Source organism: Kribbella sandramycini, assembly GCF_013131805.1.
GTDB lineage: Bacteria > Actinomycetota > Actinomycetes > Propionibacteriales > Kribbellaceae > Kribbella > Kribbella sandramycini.
In genome coordinates this window covers 44,192-61,459 of sequence record NZ_JABJRC010000011.1, presented here as the reverse complement: position 1 = coordinate 61,459, position 17,268 = coordinate 44,192, and the positions used below count along the sequence as shown (strand labels likewise).

The 17,268-nt window shown below is 68.3% G+C and carries 23 protein-coding genes; 14 read left to right on the top strand and 9 right to left on the bottom strand.

Features of this window, described 5'->3' with window-relative positions; genetic code table 11:
- Positions 1-81: 81 nt before the first annotated feature.
- From HPO96_RS33730 to HPO96_RS39770, 6 genes are all read left to right on the top strand, one after another.
- A complete protein-coding gene (locus HPO96_RS33730; protein WP_171678477.1) occupies positions 82-831 on the top strand; it encodes a GAF and ANTAR domain-containing protein in 750 nt (249 codons plus the stop codon).
- 158 nt (positions 832-989) lie between these two features.
- The gene (locus HPO96_RS33725; RefSeq protein WP_171678476.1) at positions 990-1,805 is read left to right on the top strand and encodes a SigB/SigF/SigG family RNA polymerase sigma factor; all 816 of its coding nucleotides are present in this window, start codon (positions 990-992) and stop codon (positions 1,803-1,805) included.
- Between the two features lie 390 nt (positions 1,806-2,195).
- On the top strand, positions 2,196-2,399 hold the full coding sequence (locus tag HPO96_RS33720; RefSeq protein ID WP_171678475.1) for a hypothetical protein: 204 nt from the start codon (positions 2,196-2,198) through the stop codon (positions 2,397-2,399).
- A gap of 89 nt (positions 2,400-2,488) precedes the next feature.
- A complete protein-coding gene (locus tag HPO96_RS33715; protein ID WP_171678474.1) occupies positions 2,489-2,941 on the top strand; it encodes an SRPBCC family protein in 453 nt (150 codons plus the stop codon).
- Positions 2,942-2,981: 40 nt separating this feature from the next.
- Positions 2,982-3,293, top strand: a complete 312-nt coding sequence (locus tag HPO96_RS39775; protein ID WP_171678473.1) for a hypothetical protein — start codon at positions 2,982-2,984, stop codon at positions 3,291-3,293.
- Entirely contained in the window at positions 3,290-3,514 is a 225-nt protein-coding gene (locus HPO96_RS39770) for an HVA1 family protein (RefSeq protein ID WP_171678472.1), read from the top strand. Before HPO96_RS39775 ends, HPO96_RS39770 begins: the two co-directional genes overlap by 4 nt.
- A 54-nt stretch (positions 3,515-3,568) precedes the next feature.
- On the opposite strand, the gene HPO96_RS39955 is transcribed toward HPO96_RS39770, so the two are convergent.
- The 6 genes from HPO96_RS39955 to HPO96_RS33680 all read right to left on the bottom strand — a co-directional run bounded on the left by HPO96_RS39955 (position 3,569) and on the right by HPO96_RS33680 (position 7,237).
- The gene (locus HPO96_RS39955) at positions 3,569-4,516 is read right to left on the bottom strand and encodes a zinc-binding dehydrogenase (protein WP_420371483.1); all 948 of its coding nucleotides are present in this window, start codon (positions 4,514-4,516) and stop codon (positions 3,569-3,571) included.
- The gene (locus HPO96_RS39950) at positions 4,513-4,740 is read right to left on the bottom strand and encodes an alcohol dehydrogenase catalytic domain-containing protein (protein WP_420371482.1); all 228 of its coding nucleotides are present in this window, start codon (positions 4,738-4,740) and stop codon (positions 4,513-4,515) included. The genes HPO96_RS39955 and HPO96_RS39950 overlap by 4 nt, the downstream gene beginning before the upstream one ends.
- On the bottom strand, positions 4,740-5,573 hold the full coding sequence (locus HPO96_RS33695) for an SDR family oxidoreductase (protein ID WP_171678471.1): 834 nt from the start codon (positions 5,571-5,573) through the stop codon (positions 4,740-4,742). Before HPO96_RS33695 ends, HPO96_RS39950 begins: the two co-directional genes overlap by 1 nt.
- Positions 5,558-6,526: an iron-containing redox enzyme family protein gene (locus tag HPO96_RS33690; RefSeq protein ID WP_171678470.1), complete on the bottom strand. Its 969-nt coding sequence runs from the start codon at positions 6,524-6,526 to the stop codon at positions 5,558-5,560. Before HPO96_RS33690 ends, HPO96_RS33695 begins: the two co-directional genes overlap by 16 nt.
- Before the next feature lie 170 nt (positions 6,527-6,696).
- Positions 6,697-6,948, bottom strand: a complete 252-nt coding sequence (locus HPO96_RS33685) for a hypothetical protein (protein ID WP_171678469.1) — start codon at positions 6,946-6,948, stop codon at positions 6,697-6,699.
- 76 nt (positions 6,949-7,024) lie between these two features.
- The gene (locus HPO96_RS33680) at positions 7,025-7,237 is read right to left on the bottom strand and encodes a CDGSH iron-sulfur domain-containing protein (protein ID WP_171678468.1); all 213 of its coding nucleotides are present in this window, start codon (positions 7,235-7,237) and stop codon (positions 7,025-7,027) included.
- Between the two features lie 80 nt (positions 7,238-7,317).
- Between HPO96_RS33680 and HPO96_RS33675 the strand changes: the two genes are divergently transcribed.
- From HPO96_RS33675 to HPO96_RS33665, 3 genes are all read left to right on the top strand, one after another.
- On the top strand, positions 7,318-8,016 hold the full coding sequence (locus tag HPO96_RS33675) for a class E sortase (protein WP_171678467.1): 699 nt from the start codon (positions 7,318-7,320) through the stop codon (positions 8,014-8,016).
- A gap of 69 nt (positions 8,017-8,085) precedes the next feature.
- Positions 8,086-8,745, top strand: a complete 660-nt coding sequence (locus tag HPO96_RS33670) for a ferritin-like domain-containing protein (protein ID WP_171678466.1) — start codon at positions 8,086-8,088, stop codon at positions 8,743-8,745.
- 10 nt (positions 8,746-8,755) lie between these two features.
- Positions 8,756-9,385, top strand: coding sequence for a ferritin-like domain-containing protein (locus HPO96_RS33665; RefSeq protein ID WP_171678465.1), 630 nt, complete (start codon positions 8,756-8,758; stop codon positions 9,383-9,385).
- A gap of 65 nt (positions 9,386-9,450) precedes the next feature.
- On the opposite strand, the gene HPO96_RS33660 is transcribed toward HPO96_RS33665, so the two are convergent.
- Positions 9,451-10,686, bottom strand: coding sequence for an Nramp family divalent metal transporter (locus tag HPO96_RS33660; protein ID WP_171678636.1), 1,236 nt, complete (start codon positions 10,684-10,686; stop codon positions 9,451-9,453).
- Positions 10,687-10,853: 167 nt separating this feature from the next.
- On the opposite strand from HPO96_RS33660, the gene HPO96_RS33655 reads away from it, so the two are divergent.
- The 4 genes from HPO96_RS33655 to HPO96_RS33640 all read left to right on the top strand — a co-directional run bounded on the left by HPO96_RS33655 (position 10,854) and on the right by HPO96_RS33640 (position 13,928).
- A complete protein-coding gene (locus tag HPO96_RS33655; protein WP_171678464.1) occupies positions 10,854-12,296 on the top strand; it encodes a glycerophosphodiester phosphodiesterase in 1,443 nt (480 codons plus the stop codon).
- 80 nt (positions 12,297-12,376) lie between these two features.
- A complete protein-coding gene (locus HPO96_RS33650; protein ID WP_171678463.1) occupies positions 12,377-12,811 on the top strand; it encodes an SRPBCC domain-containing protein in 435 nt (144 codons plus the stop codon).
- Entirely contained in the window at positions 12,808-13,158 is a 351-nt protein-coding gene (locus HPO96_RS33645; RefSeq protein ID WP_171678462.1) for a metalloregulator ArsR/SmtB family transcription factor, read from the top strand. The genes HPO96_RS33650 and HPO96_RS33645 overlap by 4 nt, the downstream gene beginning before the upstream one ends.
- A gap of 2 nt (positions 13,159-13,160) precedes the next feature.
- Positions 13,161-13,928 (top strand): DUF899 family protein, encoded by a 768-nt coding sequence (locus HPO96_RS33640; RefSeq protein ID WP_171678461.1) that lies wholly within the window; start codon positions 13,161-13,163, stop codon positions 13,926-13,928.
- Here the strand turns inward: HPO96_RS33640 and HPO96_RS33635 are convergent.
- The gene (locus HPO96_RS33635) at positions 13,925-14,467 is read right to left on the bottom strand and encodes a hypothetical protein (RefSeq protein WP_171678460.1); all 543 of its coding nucleotides are present in this window, start codon (positions 14,465-14,467) and stop codon (positions 13,925-13,927) included. The two genes, HPO96_RS33640 and HPO96_RS33635, sit on opposite strands and share 4 nt — an antisense overlap.
- 178 nt (positions 14,468-14,645) lie before the next feature.
- On the opposite strand from HPO96_RS33635, the gene HPO96_RS33630 reads away from it, so the two are divergent.
- Complete coding sequence (locus HPO96_RS33630) at positions 14,646-16,394, top strand: transglycosylase domain-containing protein (protein WP_171678459.1); 1,749 nt, start codon at positions 14,646-14,648, stop codon at positions 16,392-16,394.
- Here HPO96_RS33630 and HPO96_RS33625 read toward each other — a convergent pair.
- Entirely contained in the window at positions 16,311-17,231 is a 921-nt protein-coding gene (locus HPO96_RS33625; protein ID WP_171678458.1) for an alpha/beta fold hydrolase, read from the bottom strand. The genes HPO96_RS33630 and HPO96_RS33625 overlap by 84 nt on opposite strands.
- Between the last annotated feature and the right edge of the window lie 37 nt (positions 17,232-17,268).

Sequence of the window (17,268 nt, the reverse complement as noted above, 5' to 3'; positions counted from 1 at the left end):
ATAGCTTGACGCGCGGCTTCTGTCACTTGACGAACGTCAAGACGGCTTGACGCTGAAGACCCGTCAAGCTACCTTGACGTTATGAGTACAGGTGAGCTGATCCGAGCGGAGGTGGCCGGCAGGCCCGGCGATCGTCCGGCTGATGTGTTGCCCTCGCGGGAGTCGGCGTCCGCTGAGCAGTTCGCCCAATTGGCGCTCGATCTGCATGACTCCGAGGGGATGGAGGAGACCGTCGAAGCGGTGGTCGATTTCGCCCTCCAGGCGCTGAGTTGCTCTCATGCCGGCGTCGCCCTGGTCACGCGGGGTCAGCTCGAGATCCCCGCGGTGACGGATCCCGTCGTCGCCGGAATCTACGAATTCCAGGCCGGTGGCGCGCTCGGCCCGCTCATCGAGTCGATGCGTGACCACTCGACCGTGCTGGTCCGCGACACGGCAACCGACGACCGCTGGCCGGCGTGGGCCGCGAAAGTGCGCGCTCTCGGGGTGCGTAGCGTGCTCGACGTCCCCCTGACGACCGGTACCGGAACAGTCGGCATCCTCGGGCTTTACTCGGCCGAGCAAGACGCCTTCGGTCCCGACGAGGAGGCGGTAGCGCACATCCTCGCTCGGCACGCCTCCGTCGCGGTCGCCAGCGCCCGGCAAGAGCTGAGCCTCGCGCAGGCCGTGGACGCCCGCAAACTGGTCGGCCAGGCAATGGGCATCCTGATGGAGCGCTTCGACCTCGACGACGACCGCGCGTTCGCCGTCCTCAAACGCTACTCGCAGAACTCCAACCGCAAACTCCGCGACGTCGCCCAAGAACTGATCGAGACCCGCAAACTCCCCACCTGACCGCCGCCGAGCCCTTCTGGACGAGCAGCACGTACCCGGTGATTCAGGTGTGACCGGCGTCGCATGCATGGGTTTCCGGGGTGCTGGGTATCAGGTGTGAGCCATTTGACCGCGGTCCAGACGTGCGCCGCGCCGTGACTGGTGTCGCGAGGGTCAAAATGACTACCTATCTGAAGAGTGTGCCGACGAAGTGTTCGACGGCGAAGGACCGGGCCGCGCGGGAAGCGGCGACCAACGAGCTGTTCGCGGCGCGGGCCGCGTCGTCCGATCCGGTGGAGCAGCAGGTGTTGCTGGAGCGGATCGTCGAGCTGAACCTGGAGATCGCGCGGGGGATCGCGCAGCGGTTCCGGAACCGGGGCGCCGAGACGGAGGATCTGGAACAGGTCGCGTTCCTCGGGCTGATGAAGGCCGCGACGAACTACCGCCTGGACGCCGAGGTCCCGTTCATCGGGTACGCCGTCCCGACCATCCGCGGTGAGGTGAAGCGGTACTTCCGCGACTGCGCCTGGACGGTGCGGATCCCACGGCGACTGCAGGAGCTCCAAGGCAAGATCTCCGCCAAGCTCCCGGAGTTGGAGCAGTTGCTCGGCCGCGAGCCCTCGACCGCGGAGATCGCTGCCGGCCTCGACCTCGAGCAGACCGAGGTCGAGCAGGCAATGGCAGCCTACGGCTGCTTCACCACCCTCTCCCTGGACCGGCCGGCCGAGGAAGGCGGGCTGCAACTGGCGGACGTCGTACCGGACGAACAGGACTCCGCCGTCAGCCAACTCGAAACCGTCGACATGCTGCAGCCACTCCTGGAAGACCTCGGCCCACGAGACCGTCGCATCCTCGAACTGCGCTTCGTCGAGAACTGGAACCAGTCCGACATCGGCCGCGAAGTCGGCGTCAGCCAGATGCAGGTCTCCCGCCTCCTCAAGCGCATCCTCACCGACCTACGCCAACAACTCACCCCCCTACCCGTAGCAGCCTGACGCAGTCGGCCGGAACCCGCAGGTGACACACGACGCCGGTGGCGCGGACGAAGAGACCCGGCCCGTCGTACTAGCTGCACTCACCCGCCGCGCCACCGGAAGCCGCCGACCCTGTGCCCACCCCCAAACCTTCCCCGGCCACCAGCAGCAGCATCAATTGTCGGGATCGGTGAGGGGGTGCTGCTGCGCCCGCTGATCCGGCCCGCTTCGAGGAGCACGACATCCGCTCTCGCCAGTTGCAACTCGAGCGCCGCCGTCAACCCGACGACGCAGCCGCCTTGGTGCACGTTGTGATGGGTGCGGTGCATGGAGTGATGGTCTTTGGAGCGTTGAGTTGTTGACACGTGGGTGGGCACCGGTGAGGTGAGGCGAGAGGAAGAAGTGAGTTCGATGGCAGTGCAGCAGTCCGTCCGAAACGCCAATGAGCCTTGGGATTCCGATGAGGTGGCGCGGTTGCGCAGGTTCGCGGCCGGCAACTTGCCGGTCTGTGTGATCGGTCTGCGGCTTGGTCGGCCCGAGGCCGCGATCAAGGCCAAGGCGACGGCTGCCGGCATCAAGCTGCTTCCGCGCAATCGGCCGCCGTACGGCGTCTGACAGCGGCTTCCACTGCGATGCGGGTGGCTTGTGTCGATCCGGTCCGGGTGGGCACCGGGGCGGTTCGCGAAGGAGATGGAGGTCGAAAGATGAGCAGCCTGACGCAGTCGATCGATGTGGATGTTCCGGTGACGACGGCGTACAACCAGTGGACGCAGTTCGAGTCCTTTCCGCAGTTCATGGAAGGGGTCGAGGAGATTCGTCAGCTGGATGCCACGCACAACCACTGGGTGGTGAAGGTCGGCGGCGCGACCCGTGAGTTCGACGCGACGATCACCGAGCAGCATCCGGACGAACGTGTTGCCTGGAAGGCCGATTCGGGCCCGCGGCATGCCGGCGTGGTTACGTTCCACAAGCTGTCCGACACGACCAGCCGGGTCACGGCGCAGATGGATATCGATCCGGAGGGGCTCGTCGAGAAGGTCGGCGACAAGCTCGGTGTGGTCGAGGGGCGGGTGAAGGGCGACCTTCAGCGTTTCAAGGAGTTCATCGAGTCGCGTGGCGCCGAGACCGGCAGTTGGCGCGGCGACGTACCGCGGTGATCCGGTCGTCCCAGGGGTGCGAACGAAGCGAGGAGTTGCCGTGCAGATTCGGCCTATCAGCAAACGTGGCTTGGCGGTCTGGCTCGTCGCGCTCCTGCTCGGCGCGTTCGTCGTCCTGCCGTTCGCCGCGACCGGGACGGCGTCCGCGGCGAACGTCGTCCACCAGGTGGCGGACCCGTCGCCGACGCCCACCAATCCGCCCGGTTCCGCGGACGGCGATCCCGACGACTACACCGGTACGTCGCTCGTCCCCATCGCGGCCGGCGTCGTGGTGGTGCTCGTGATCGCCCTGAGCCTGTTCGTTTTCAAGGACCGGTTCGGCCGCCGCAAACCCGCGCAGGAGGACACGTGAGCAAATCTCAGGAATTCCGGCGCGGCGATGTCGTCGAGTGGGACAGCCACGGCGGCACGGCCCACGGCACCGTCGAGCGCAAGATCACCGAACGCACCGAGGCCGGCGGCCGGGTGGTCGACGCCAGCGCCGACGAGCCGCAGTACCTCGTCCGCAGCGACAGGTCCGGCGGCACCGCAGTTCACAAGCCCTCTGCCCTCCGCCGCGCCAAATCGAGCTGACCAGCCCCAGCCCTCACCCCGCAGCGCCTGCTACGGGGTGAGGGCATTTGACGGCTACGGGTTGAGGAGCACTTTGACGGCGCCGTCGCGTTTGGCCTGGAACATGTCGTAGGCGGCGGGCCCATCGGACAGCGCGAGGCGGTGGGTGGCGAAGCTGTCGACGCCGAGCGGGTCGGCGTCGGTGAGCAACGGAAGAATGGCGTCGCTCCAGCGGCGGACGTTGGCCTGGCCCATGCGGAGCTGGATCTGTTTGTCGAAGATGGTGAGCATCGGGAGCGGGTCGGCCATACCGCCGTAGACGCCGATCAGCGAGATGGTTCCGCCGCGGCGGACAGTATCGACTGCGAGCAGCAGAGCGGCGAGGCGGTCGACGCCGGCCTTCTGCATAAAGGCACCCTGGACGGCGTCGGGAAGGAACCCAGCGGCTTGCTGGGCGAACTTGGCGGCGGGGGAGCCGTGCGCTTCCATGCCGACGGCATCGATCACCGAGTCGGGGCCGCGGCCTTCGGTCAGGTTGCGGATGTGGTCGGCGACCTCGGTGGAGTACTCGAGGGTTTCGACGCCGCGCAGGCGAGCGCGTTCGAGGCGTTCGGGAACCAGGTCGACACCGATGACACGGTGGCCGCGGTGCAGCGCGACACGGCAGGCCATGTCGCCGATCGGACCGAGGCCGAGGACGGCGACCGTGCCGCCCTTGGGGATCGCGGCGTACTCGACCGACTGCCAAGCAGTGGGCAGGACGTCGGACAGATAGACGAAGCGGTCGTCAGGGGGTCCGTGCGGAACCTTGATCGGGCCGTAGTGGGCCTGCGGAACGCGGAGGTACTCCGCCTGGCCGCCCGGGACCTGCCCGTAGAGCTTGGTGTAGCCGAACAGTGCCGCGCCCATACCCTGGTCGCGGACTTGCGTGGTCTCGCACTGCGTCTGCAGATCCTGATCGCACATGAAGCACGAGCCGCAGGCGATCTGGAACGGTACGACGACGCGGTCGCCGGCGCTCAGCCCCGGTACCGCCGAGCCGGTCTCCTCGACGACCCCATCACCTCGTGGCCGAGTACGTCACCGGAGTCGAGGAACGGGCTCATCACCTCGTACAGATGCAGATCCGAGCCGCAGATACCGCTCGAGGTCACCTTGATGATCGCGTCGGTCGGCTCTTCGATCCGTGGGTCCGGGACGTCGCCGTACCCGATCCTCCGTTTGCCCTGCCAGGTCAGTGCTTTCATCAGGGTGCTCCCAATCCAGTGGTCCGAAGCGCCATCCGGTCGAAGAGCCGATCCGGGATCAGCCGGCGGACCTTGGGCAGCATGGTCGCGGTCAGGCCGTTCGCGTACCGCGTGTGCGGGCGATCGGCGTCCACCGCGTGCAGAATCAGTTCGACCGCCTCCTCCGGGCTGGGGCTCTCCTTGCCGCGGCGGCGCAGGACCTTGCGGAGCGTTTCGAGACGCTGGTCGTAGATCGTGCTCGGCGGCAGCGAGTCGAGTTTGTGCGCGGCCTTCGACCAGATCGGCGTCGCCAGCGGACCGGGCTCGATGATCGCGACCTGGATCCCGTCCGGGAGCAGCTCCTGCCGCCAGGCGTCGGCGATCGCCTCGAGCGCGTACTTCGAGGCGTGGTAAGCGCCCGCGAACCCGGTGGCGACCCGGCCGCCGATCGATCCGACGAGGACGATCCGCGAGCTCTCGGCCCGCCGTAGCAGCGGCAGGAACCGTTGCGTGACGGCGACCTGGCCGACCACGTTCACTTCGAGCTGGTGGCGCAGGCTGTCGATCGGCAACGTCTCCAACGGGCCGGGGGCGGCGGTGCCCGCGTTGTCGACCAGGGCGTGCAACCCGCCGCCGCCCAGCGCGAGGTCGACCTGGGCGGCAACGGTCTTGATCGAGTTCGCCTCCGTGACGTCGAGGTGGAGGACGGTCACGCGTTCGGACGTCTGCTGGTCGAGGACTTCGGCGCCCTCGCCGTGCACGCACGCGAACACGCGCCAGCCCGCTGCGTCCAGCCGGACGGTCGTCGCGGCCCCGATCCCACTGCCGGCTCCGGTGATTACGACGCTACGCATTGCTTGTCCTTCCATTGGTCCAGCAAGTGATGGGCGAACAGGTTGTCCAGCTTCAGGGCGCAGGAGGCTCCGAAGAGGACGTCGCTGAGGGCCGTCGGGTGGTCGTCGACGTAGCTGCCGCAGAGGTCGTGGGCAGCGATCTGTTCGTGGACGGCGTCGGCTTCGACGTGTTCGGTGAAGTAGCGCGCGTCTTGTGCGGTGGCGCCGAGTCGTAGCGCGCCGGCGGCGTACTGGCGGTTCGGGAGCGTTGAGGTCATCTCGAGCGCGGCCAGGTGGCCGAGGAGCGCGGGTGTCCAGCGCCGGTGCATGGCGAACAGCGACATGACGTTGGAGACGGCGAGCGTGACGGCCGGCGCCTCGGGGACGTAGTTGCCGTAGGCATCGTTCAGGCCGAGCCAGCGCATCGTCGTCCGGAACAGCTCGGCGTGCATCCGCTCGGGGCGGCCGCCGCCGTACTCGTCGGACTGGATCTCGACCAGCGCGGCCTTCGTCGGGCCGTCGACGCGGGGGATGCCGAAGCTGTGTGGGTCGGCCTCCTTCAGCTGGTAGACCGACTTGTTCGCCACGAACTGCCGGAACTGGTCGAGCGTGGCGTGCCGCCGTACGTAGGCCGACAGCCGCGGACCGTCCTCGGCGTCGACCAACTCCCGCAACTGCTCGGCGATCGGCGCGTCGGACGGCATCACCCGGCACTCGCGCTCCAGCCAAGCGACCCACTCCCGCTCGAGCATCGCGCGGAACGCCAGCACTTCCGGATCCCACTGCCCGTCGATCGCGGCATCCTCGAACCCGCGGTAGTGCAGCTCGTAAGCGATCCACAGCGACAGCTGCAGATCCTCATCTGCCCACGGAAGTTTCGACCGGTACGCCGGACTCACGGCGGTCCGCTGAGGTTCGCACAGCCGCCCGATCAGCCACTCACTCAGCGGGCCTCGTGCCGGTGGTAGCCGCATCACACGATCCCCCTGTGGGGAGCAGCGGCCAAGGGTGGACGAATCATCGACATCTGTCGGTGTCCTGTCTGCATCCTCCGGCCAGGATCGGCTACTGGTTGAGCCGCGACCGGAGCACCGTCCGGGTACCCCACCTACAGATCGCCCAACCCGGCGGCTATGAGAACGGGTCAGGAACCGGTGCCCGAGTCGTCCGGCAGGCCGGAGCGTTTCTCGGCGCCGCTCGTACCGGTGTCAGCCTCATCGCCGGCCACTCGCCCGACGAACTCACCGCTCGCACCGGTCCCTGTGGTGGCCGGGGTGTCGCCCTCGGGGTCGCCGCCCTCGGCCCGTGTCATCGCCGTCGTCGTGTCCGCGGGAGCGTCGCCTTCGTTCAGCTCGTGCGACTCGCGCCAGCGCTTGAACCGCTCCAGAACAGACACGGCAACCACTCCTTTCGTCGACAAACAAGGCGTGCCCGGTGCCCGGCCGAGCACAGCCGAAACCCGCCGCGCGTCATCAGGATCGCGGGGTCCGGGGGAGCAGGCTGTGGGTGCCGTCGCAGAGCGGGGCGATCGCGGAGCGGCCGCAGCGGCACAGCGCGACGGTACGGCGGTCGGTCGCGACCGGGACGCCGTCCTCGTCGAGCAGCTCGAAGTCGCCCCGCACCAGGATGGGGCCGTTGGGATACGCGCGGATCGCGGTCGCGGGTTCTTCGGCGTTCGTCGTCATTCTCGTTCGGTGCCCATCCGAAGGGCTGATGACTCCGAATACCTCACGATGACCCGCCTCGTGAGGAGATGGTCGGCCGTATGAAGACCTGGAAACCGGTCTACCGATGGCTGGTGGCAAGTACTGGGTTCATGGTGGCTGTGGCTGTGGGTGTGGTGGTGCTCGGGCCGAGTGGGGACGACGTTCCCGATCGTCCGAATGCCGTACGCACGCCGGTGACGAGTTCGGCGCCGACGGCGGACGAGCCGGACGCGCTGGTGAATCGGATGCTCGATCAGCTCCGCAACGGCGAGACCGTGGAGCCGCAGTTCGCGCCGGGTGAGGGCAATCCGGCCGCGGGCGTTCCGATCGAGGCGATCAAGGCCCGGCCTGGTGAGCAGCTACGGCTGGGCAGGCTCGCGATTCCCCGGCTGAAGCTCGACGACGAGCTGAACAACGGGGTCGACGAGGCCGCGCTGGTCCACGGTGTCGGGCACTGGCCCGGTACGCCGTTGCCCGGGAGCGCGGGGAACTCCGTGATCAGCGGTCATCGAAGTACCCACGAGAAGCCGTTCCTGAACCTGGATCGGCTGCGTCCCGGTGATCCGATCACGGTCACGGTCGGCGCGAAGGCCACGACGTACAAGGTCTTCAAGACGACGATCGTGCCGCAGGCGGAGTACGTGAAATTCGTGCTGCGGCAGCCGAAGCGGGCCGGCGAGAAGGTCATCACCTTGTTCGCCTGCCATCCGATCACCGCCCACTACCAGCGCATCGTCGTGCAGGCGCGCGCCGGCTGAGGAGGCGATACACCCCCTGAACCCAAGTACGAACCCTGTTGCACCACTACTGAGGCACTGAGGAGAGTCATGGGTATCAAGGCAATTTTCGGGGGCCGTCCGGTTCTCGAGTTCGCCGATGAGCACAGCCGGCGCAGCTTTCTGCGCAACGCGGCGCTGGTCGGTGTCGGGGCGACGTACGTCGCCTCCCAGCTGGGCGATCCGCTCGCGTTCGGCGACGCCGACCGCGGTTACGCCGGGGACGCCGCGAAGAGCGATCTGGACATCCTGAACTACGCGCTGACGCTGGAGTACCTGGAGGCGGCCTTCTACACCGCCGGCCTGAAGGCGAACCTGCTGAAGGGTCGCGAGCTGGAGCTCGTCGATCCGATCCAGCAGCACGAGGCGAACCATGTCACCGCCGTGCGGACCACGATCACCGATCTCGGCGGTCGGCCGGTCGCTCAGCCGAAGGTGAAGTTCCCGGCCGGCACCTTCGCGAACCGGGCGTCGTTCCTGAAGACCGCGGCGACCTTCGAGGAGCTCGGCGTGAAGGCCTACCACGGGCAGGTTCCGCTGGTGAAGGACGGCGCGATCCTGGCCGCGGCGGCGTCGATCGCCGGGGTGGAGTCGCGCCATGCGGCGATCATCGCGCAGATCAGCGGCGGGAATCCGTTCCCGGCCCCGATCGAGGCCAACCTCGGCATGGCGCCGGTCCTGAAGGCCGCGATGCCGTTCATCGCGAAGTGAGGAGCAGACGATGACCGACACCATTCGTGATCTGATCCACGGCAACGCCTCGAACGTCGAGGCGGGCGCTGCACTCGGAGCGCTGAGCCACGGCTTCCACCTGGCTGCGGCGAAGGATTTCACCAGCGACATCGAGGTGCTCAACTATGCGTTGACGCTGGAGTACCTGGAGGCCGAGTTCTATCGGCAGGGCAACCGGGCCGGCCTCGTCTCCGGTAAGGAGAAGCAGTACCTGATGCAGATCGGGGCCGACGAGGCCTCGCATGTCGCGACGCTGACCGCCACCATCCAGAAACTCGGCGGGACGCCGGCCGGCGCTCCGGCGGTGGACTTCGGCGGCGCGTTCGACTCCCGTAAGAGCTATCTGACCACTGCGCACGTCTTCGAGAACAAGGGCGTCGGCGCCTACCTCGGCGCGGCCGGCTTCGTGAAGGACAAGATGATCCTGCAGGCCGCGGCCGGGATCTTCGGCGTCGAAGCCCGGCATGCCGCAGTGGTCGGCAACCTGCTCGGCCTGAAGGCCGAAGGCGGGGTGTACCAAGGGGCGACCGAGACCGGTATCCCGAAGGCGGACGTCCTGAAGGCGGTGGCGCCGTTCCTGCAGGATCCCGGCAAGGTCGTTGCCGCGATCACCTACTGAGGCAGTGAATCGGCCCGGTCCCGCAGGTGGGGGACCGGGCCGATTCGCGTTCTGGACAGGGGGTTTCAGCCGCGGATCGTGAGCACGATCAGCACGACGTTCAAGGCGGTGACCGCGGTCGCCACCAGGCAGGCCGCGACGGTCGTGCGCAGGCGGTTCACCAGCTGCCCCATGACCTGCTTCGACGCCGTCAGCCGGACCAACGGCCACAGGACGCACGGGATGCCGAAGCTCAGCACCACCTGGGAGACGACCAGCGCCCGGCTTGGATCGATGCCGACGGCCAGGATCGCCAGCGCCGGGATCAATGTGATCAACCGGCGTACCGAGAGTGGAATCTTGCGCTTCCAGAATCCGTCCAGGATGACGGAGCCGGCGTAGGTTCCGACCGAGGACGACGCGAAGCCGCTGGCCAGTAGCGCGAGTGCGAACAGCAGCGCGGAGAAGTGGCCGAGCCGGTCGCCGATGGCGGTGTGGGCGGCGTCGAGCGAGTCGGCGCCGGTCCCGTTCAGCGCAGCCGCGGCCAGAACGACCATGGCCAGGTTGACGGCGCCGGCCAGTGCCATGGCGATGGCCACGTCACTGCGCGTGGCCCGCAGCACGCGGCTCTTGCCCGCGGCTGAGCGGATCGTCTTCCCGTGCCGGTCGGTGACCAGCGCTCCGTGCAGCCAGATCGCATGCGGCATCACGGTCGCGCCGAGCATGCCGGCCGCAAGTACGAGCGAGGCGGTGCCGTCGAGTCGCGGGACGAGACCGCCGACGACTCCGGACGCCGATGGCGCGGATTGGGCCGTAGAGACAACGAAGCCGATCAGCACGACCGCCAGCAGACCGACGATCGCTGCTTCGAACGGACGCTGCCCGCGCTTGGACTGATAGATCAGCAGCGCGAACGAGACCACCCCGGTGATCACGCCGCCGAGCAGCAGCGGGACGCCGAACAGCAGGTTCAGCGCGATCGCACCACCCACCACCTCAGCCAGGTCGGTGGCGATCGCGACCAGCTCGGCCTGCGCCCACAACCCCGTCGACGTCGGCCGCTTGAAGTGATCGCGGCACAGCTGCGGCAAGGTCCGGCCAGTGGCGATACTTGCCTTCGCCGCGAGGTACTGGACGAGAACGGCCATCAGGTTCGCCCCGACGACCACCCAGCACAGCAGATATCCGTACGTCGCGCCGGCCGCGATGTTGGTCGCGAAGTTGCCCGGGTCGACGTACGCGACGGCCGCCACGAACGCCGTTCCGAGCAGTAACAACCCGGACCGGTTCACTTGCCGCCGTAATGGCGCCGGTGCGTACACAGGTGTGCCCCTCACTCGGCAAACGTGCTGATCGGTCTTCGTCGCGGCCCGCGATCCGGATGGCTGCAACTGCCTTTGATTCGTTCTGGTTCGAACAGCCTGTTCGGGACCTGCGCAGCCTCTAGGCTTCCGGGCGTCTGTCATGACGGGTGGGAAGGATGGCGAAGATGGAGCTCGGGCGGCGGGTGGTTTTGGCGGGTGCTCTGGGTGGGGCGCTCGGCGGGATGGGAGTGGGTGGGGCGGCGGCAGCGCCGGCGTACACGTTGGCGGATTGGGTGCGCGAGCGGGGCGAGCGCTATCTGGTGGGGCATCGCGGGGTTGGGGATGTGTGGCCCGAGCACACGATGGAGTCGTATCAGGCGGCGGTCGATCGTGGGGCGAAGGCGATGGAGATCAGCGTCGGGATCACGGCTGATGGCGTGCTGGTCTGTTTGCACGACAAGACGTTGGAGCGGACGACGAACCTGACCGGCCGGCTGCGGGACATCACGTGGGCCCAGTTGCGTGCGGGGTGGGTCGACGTGCCGCGGTTGGGGCCGTATTGGCAGCGGGCCAAGGTGCGGGTGCCGCTGTTCGAGGACGTGTTGCGGCGGTTCGGCGGGCGGGTGATCTTGTGTGTGGAGGCGAAGGACGGGCCGGCGTGGGAGCCGCTGCTGGCGATGGTGGCCAAGTACCGGCTGGAGCGGTCGGTGATGCTGAAGTCGTACTACCTGAGCCCGCAGTTCGCGGACTGGAAGGCGCAGGGGTTCGGGATCTTCGCCTACTTCACCGCGCCGCCCGAGATCACCTCGGAGGCGGTCGGCCGGCTCAAGGGTTTGTTGTCACCAGCAACTGACGCGATCATCGTGCCGTACTCGAGCCCGGACGGCTATCTGTCCGATGAGCTGGTCGAGTTGGTCAAGGGCAGCGGGATGCCGGTCTGGCCTTATCCGCTGCACCGGCGGGCCGACGTCGAGCACTATCTGGCTCGCGGTTTGGGCGGTGCGATCACCTCGAACTTCGGCTACATCAACCACCGGACCAAGCCCGTCAGGAGCGACCAGTGGGCGCGCGGCGCGATCGTGCCGGGGGAGTTGACGCGCGACCCGTACAACGACCGGTTCGCGCTGACCTGGCGGCCGGACGGCGTCGTCGAGCTGGGCGCGACCGGGGATCAGCACTTCCTCACGCTGGGGAACCTTTCGCCGGTGACGGCGCCGGCGTACACGATCGAGTTCGAGGCGGCCTTCCCGGCGCTGCCGAGTGATTCGGCGGCCGGGCTCAGCCTCGCGTTCGGCCATGCCGACGACCGGTACTTCGAGGAGGGCTTGGGACGCTCCGACGGCTATACGGCGTCGCTGCGGGCCGACGGCCGGTTGACGCTCGCCGTCCATCGGGCCGGCCAGGCCGCGGAGGTATTGCTTGCCGTCCGAAATACAGCTGCCCCGCGCGCCGACGAGTGGATGAGGTTCCGGCTGACGGTGACGCCGTCGCGGCTGATCTGGACCCGGCTGGATCGGCCCGCGTCCGTGGTCGCCACGGATACGTCGTACCGCGGCGGTTACCTACATCTCGGCCGGGCCGCGATCGACGGCCGCCTGGCGCTGCGCTCGCTCAAACTGCTGAGCTGACCCGGATTTGCAACCAACGGTTGCGCATTCTCGGAATAACCCGCTACCTTTGGTTGCAGATTCCGAGGGAGAGGGTTGCCGTGGCCGAGTTGCTGATTGCGGACGAGATCGTCGTCGAGGCGCCGATCGAGGTGGTGTGGCGGGTGGTGACGAATCCGGAGCTGATGACGGGGTGGTTCGCCGATGTCGTCGACCTGGTGATCGAGCCGGGTGCGCGGGGGCGCCTGCGGTTCGGTGACCAGGGTGGACCGGTGGTGGTCGAGGAGGTGGAGCCGCCGTCCCGCTTCACCTTCCGGTGGAATCATCCGGAGGGCAGCGAGCCGCTGGCCGGCAATTCGATGCTGGTCGCGTTCACCTTGGCGGCGGAAGGGCCGGAGCGGACTCGGGTGCGCGTGGTCGAGAGCGGGCACGAGCTCACCGCGTGGCCGGACGCCGAGAAGCAGCGGTACGCCGATGAGCACCGCGAAGGCTGGGCGGAGTTCTTGGCCCGGCTGGCCGGCGTGGTTCTGCCGTGACGGACGTCGACGAGGAGCTGTGGTCGGCCGTCGGGGATGTGTCCCGGCTGCGGATCCTCGATCTGCTGGTCGAGAACGGTGAGGTGACGGCCAGCTGGCTGTCGGGTCAGGTGCCGATCTCGCGGCAGGCGGTGGTCAAGCATCTGGCGACGCTGGAGCACGTGCGGTTGATCAGCCGGCGCAAACAGGGCCGAGAGGTGCTGTGCCGGATCGACGATGCGCGCCTCGAGCAGGCGGCGCAGGCGATGGCGGCCCGGGCCGCAGGCTGGAACCGGCGGCTGCGGGCGATCAAGCGGCTTGCCGAGGCCATTCATGCGGACGAGCAGCGCGCGAGTGAAAGGAGCTGACGATGACAGATGTGACGAGAGCAGCGATTTCGGATGGGGATGCCGCGGCGCTGTGCGAGCCTCGGGTTGTCGACCAGGCGACGTACGACGCGGAGCTGGAGATCCTGCGGGCGCGCGAGAAGGCGCACACCCGCGAAGGCGACGCGATCGCGGCCGCTCGGCGCCGGTTGCCGATGGTCGAGGTGGACGGCGCCTTGCCGATCACCGGACCGGACGGCCAACTGACCTTGCTGGAGGCGTTTCAGGGCCGTCGGCAACTAATGGCGTACTACTTCATGTGGCACCACGACCATTCGGCCGCCGACCAGTGCGAGGGGTGCACCTGGTGCGCCGGTCAGGTTCAGGAGCTCTCCTACCTCAACTCCCGCGACATCACCTACGCGGTGTTGTGTCAGGGGCCGTACGAGGTGAGCCGCCGCTACCGCGACTTCATGGGCTGGCAGGTCCCCTGGTACTCGGCCGAACCGTCACGTGACGCGCTACTCGCGACCGCCGGCGGCGGCTCGGGCCTCATGCGCCTCGTCTGCTACGTCCGCGCCGGCGACCGCGTCTTCCAGACCTACTGGACGTGGAACCGCGGCGTCGAAGTCATGGATTACAGCAACGCCCTGATGGACCTGACCCTCTTCGGCCGCCAGGAATCCTGGGAAGACACCCCCGAAGGCTGGCCCAAAACCTGGGGCGACGACCCCACCTGGACCGCCAACGGCCGCCCCCTCAGTCAATGGTCCCGCCTCGCCGCCGGCCGCTCCGACGACCTGAATTCCTAGAAATAGGGGTCGCGGTAGCCGGTGAGGGGGACGCCGGAGCGGCGGGAGATGAGGGTGGTGAGGAGGGGGAGGTCGGCGTACGTGGTGTTGAGGCGCCAGACGGCTTGGCCGCCGGTGGTGAAGGTGAAGGCGATCTCGTAGGCCAGGTTGCTGCCGGCGGGGAGGGAGCCGACGGCGAACTGGGTCTTCTCGGCCTTGATGGAGTGGATGCCGGCGAAGGGGATGCTGACGACGCGGCGGCCGGCGGCGTCGACGAAGCCGTCGGCGAACAGGTAGAGGCCGCCGCGGGTACGGTTGAACCAGCTGTAGGCCCAGAGCAGGATGATCAGGAAGCCGGTGGCGACGGCGGCGCGGCCCCAGAGGTTGTCGGGGCCGTTGACCAAGAGGTTCAGGACGACGATGAGGATCACCAGGCAGGCGAGCGCGCCGCCGATGCCGACGTGGCGGCGGAAGCGGCGTTCGTAGCGGCCGAGGTGGTCGCGTTCGGCGAGGCGCAGCACCCGGAGCGGCGGCTGGTCGGCCGGGTTGCTGATCGTCATCGGGTCAGCGTAGCGAGCGCTCGTCCGCGGCGGGGACGGTCGGCCGGATGCTGCCGTTCGTCCCTAAGGACGAGGGCGGTCGTTCTTCAGGACGAAATGGCGGCCGCGTGTCATCCGGATCAGGGGCGTCGTGAGTCCTTCAGAGCGCAGATGTTCGCCCCGGCTCTGGAGGTCCCTGGTGCGCCACGTGCTTGTCCGGAAAACCCACCGAAGGAAGTGGCGGCGGATCGCGGGCTGGTTGCTGGGGGTGTTCTTCGTGCTGGTGATCGGCGTGGTGACGGCGTTCTTCGTCGGTTACGCGCGAACCGAGATCCCCGACGCGAACGAGAAGTTCGAGGCGAACACGACCGTGGTCACGTACGCCGACGGGCGGACGCCGCTCGGCTCGTTCTACGAGCAGAATCGCCGATCGGTGCCGCTGGAGCAGATCCCCGATCATGTCCAGGACGCCGTGATCGCGGCCGAGGACCGGAGTTTCTGGACCAACCCCGGGATCTCGCTGCCCGGGATGGGCCGCGCGGCGTTCGCGATCGCGCGCGGCAAGCAGCTACAGGGCGGCTCGACGATCACCCAGCAGTACGTGAAGGTGATGTACCTCAACCAGGAGCGCACGATGTCGCGCAAACTCGACGAGCTGTTCATCGCGACCAAGATCAGCCGGAACCGCGACAAGAAATGGGTGCTCGGCAACTACCTGAACACGATCTACTTCGGCGAGGGCGCGTACGGCGTCCGCGCGGCCGGGCAGGTGTACTTCGGCGTCGACCACCCGAAAGACCTGACGGTGCCGCAGGCGGCGTACCTCGCGACCGTCCTGAACAACCCGACCCGGTTCGACGCCGACGATCCCGCCGCGGCCGAGCGCATCCTCGGCCGCTACCGGTACGTGCTCGACGGGATGGCCGAGATGTCGACGATCAAGCGCCGCGAGCTCGTGCAGTACCGGAAGGCCGTGCCGAAGCTGCGCCAGAAACCCAAAGGCGGCCGGTATGCCGGTCCGACCGGCTTCCTGCTCGACCTGACCCGCCGGGAGCTGGCCAAGTACGGCTTCACCGGGGATCGGCTCAGCGGCGGCGGGCTGCGGGTGATCACCACGTTCGACCATCCGCTGCAGACGAAGGCCGCGGCCGCCGTCAAGCAGTCGACCATCCCTGGTCTGCAGATCGGCCTGGCCTCGGTGCGACCCGGCACCGGTGAGGTGGTGGCGCTCGTCGGTGGTGCGGATTTCCTGAAGAGCCAGCGAAACTGGGCAACCACGAAGGCGCCGCCCGGTGCGTTGTTGCGCCCGTTCGCGATCCCGGCCGGGCTGGGCACCGGGGCCGGCGAGCTCAACTCGGAGGTATCGCTCGACCGGATGTTCTTCGAGCTGGTCGACTCCAGGCGCGGACCGCTGATCGCCGCGGCGGCCGAAGCAGCCGGTATCCCACGGCTGCCCAAGGCCGACCAGCTCGCTCCCGGCCTCGGCCCGGACGCCTTGGCCTCGCCGCTCGACGTCGCGTCGGCGTACAGCGTCTTCGCCGCGAACGGCCGGCGGACGGCGCCGCACGTGGTCAAGGAGGTCCGGGACGCGCGAGGCAAGGTGCTGTGGTCGGCAGCCAAGCATCGCGGGCTGCCGACAGTGCAGGTCTACCCGGACAAGGTCGCTGCGCTGACCAACGAGCTCATCGGCGGCGGTAAGGCGACCACGGTCAGCGGGTTGAGCATCGAGAAGCGTCAGGCCAACGCCAAGTGCCGTTGCCGTCGGAGCAAGGGTTCGGAGCTCTTTGCCTCCTGGCATGTCGGCTACAGCGGTGATCTGTCCACCGCTGTGGTCCACCGGGCCGGTGATCAGGGCGGCTCCGCCTTACCCGGCGGCGGAGCGAAGCTGGGCGCGACGCTGACCTGGGCGCAGTACCTCGGCCTCTGGAAGGTGCCCGCCGTTCGTTAGCGCATCGATGACGATCGTGTGAACCCGGGCCGGAAGCTCATGGCCGACCCCGGCCAGCTCCTGGAAGCGAGCGTTGGGGATGGCAGCGGCCAGCGCGCGGCCGTTGGCGGGCGGGAAGAGCGGGTCGTCGCTTCCGTGCAGGACCAGCGTCGGTACGGCGATCTCGGCCAGGCGCTCCCGCCAGCGCGGGCCCTGATCGGCCATCGGATGGTTGGCCAGCTGAGCCGCGACGTCGGCGCCGCGGGTGACGCTGTTCCGGCAAATCGCCCGGACGGCGGCGTCGTCGAAGGGCTCGGCGGCCAGGAGCCGTTCGCCGTCGACCAGGTAGTCGGTGAGGGCGTCGACGTCGTCCCAGTCGGGGTCGGGTCCGGGGGTCTGCCACGCGGTCATCAGTTTGCCGGACACCTCCGGCAGGTCGGCGTCCGCCGGCCCGTGCCCGGTCGGGCGGGTGGAGAGCAGAGCGAGGGAGCGGACTCGATCGGGGTGGTCGAGGGCTGCCAGTTGGGCGATCCAGCCGCCTTGCGAGAAGCCGACCCAGTGCGCGCTGCTGAGGCCGTAGCCGTCGAGGACGCGGACGGCGTCCGCTGTCAGATCACCGAGGGTGTAGGAGGGCTCGCCGGGGCGGTCGTGAGTGGACCGGCCGGTGTCGCGCTGGTCGAAGCGGACGACGAAGTACCCGTGGCCGGCGAGCTGGCGGCAGAAGTCCGGCGTCCACCAATCCATCGAGCAGGAGGTGCCCGCGACCAGCAGCACCGGCGGATCAGCGGGATCGCCGAACGCCTGGGCGCAGAGCGCGACGTCGTCGATGGTCAGCAGGCGTTCCGGATGTGTTGACATACCGCCATCGTCGGCGGGCCGTGGCGGCCGCGTCCAA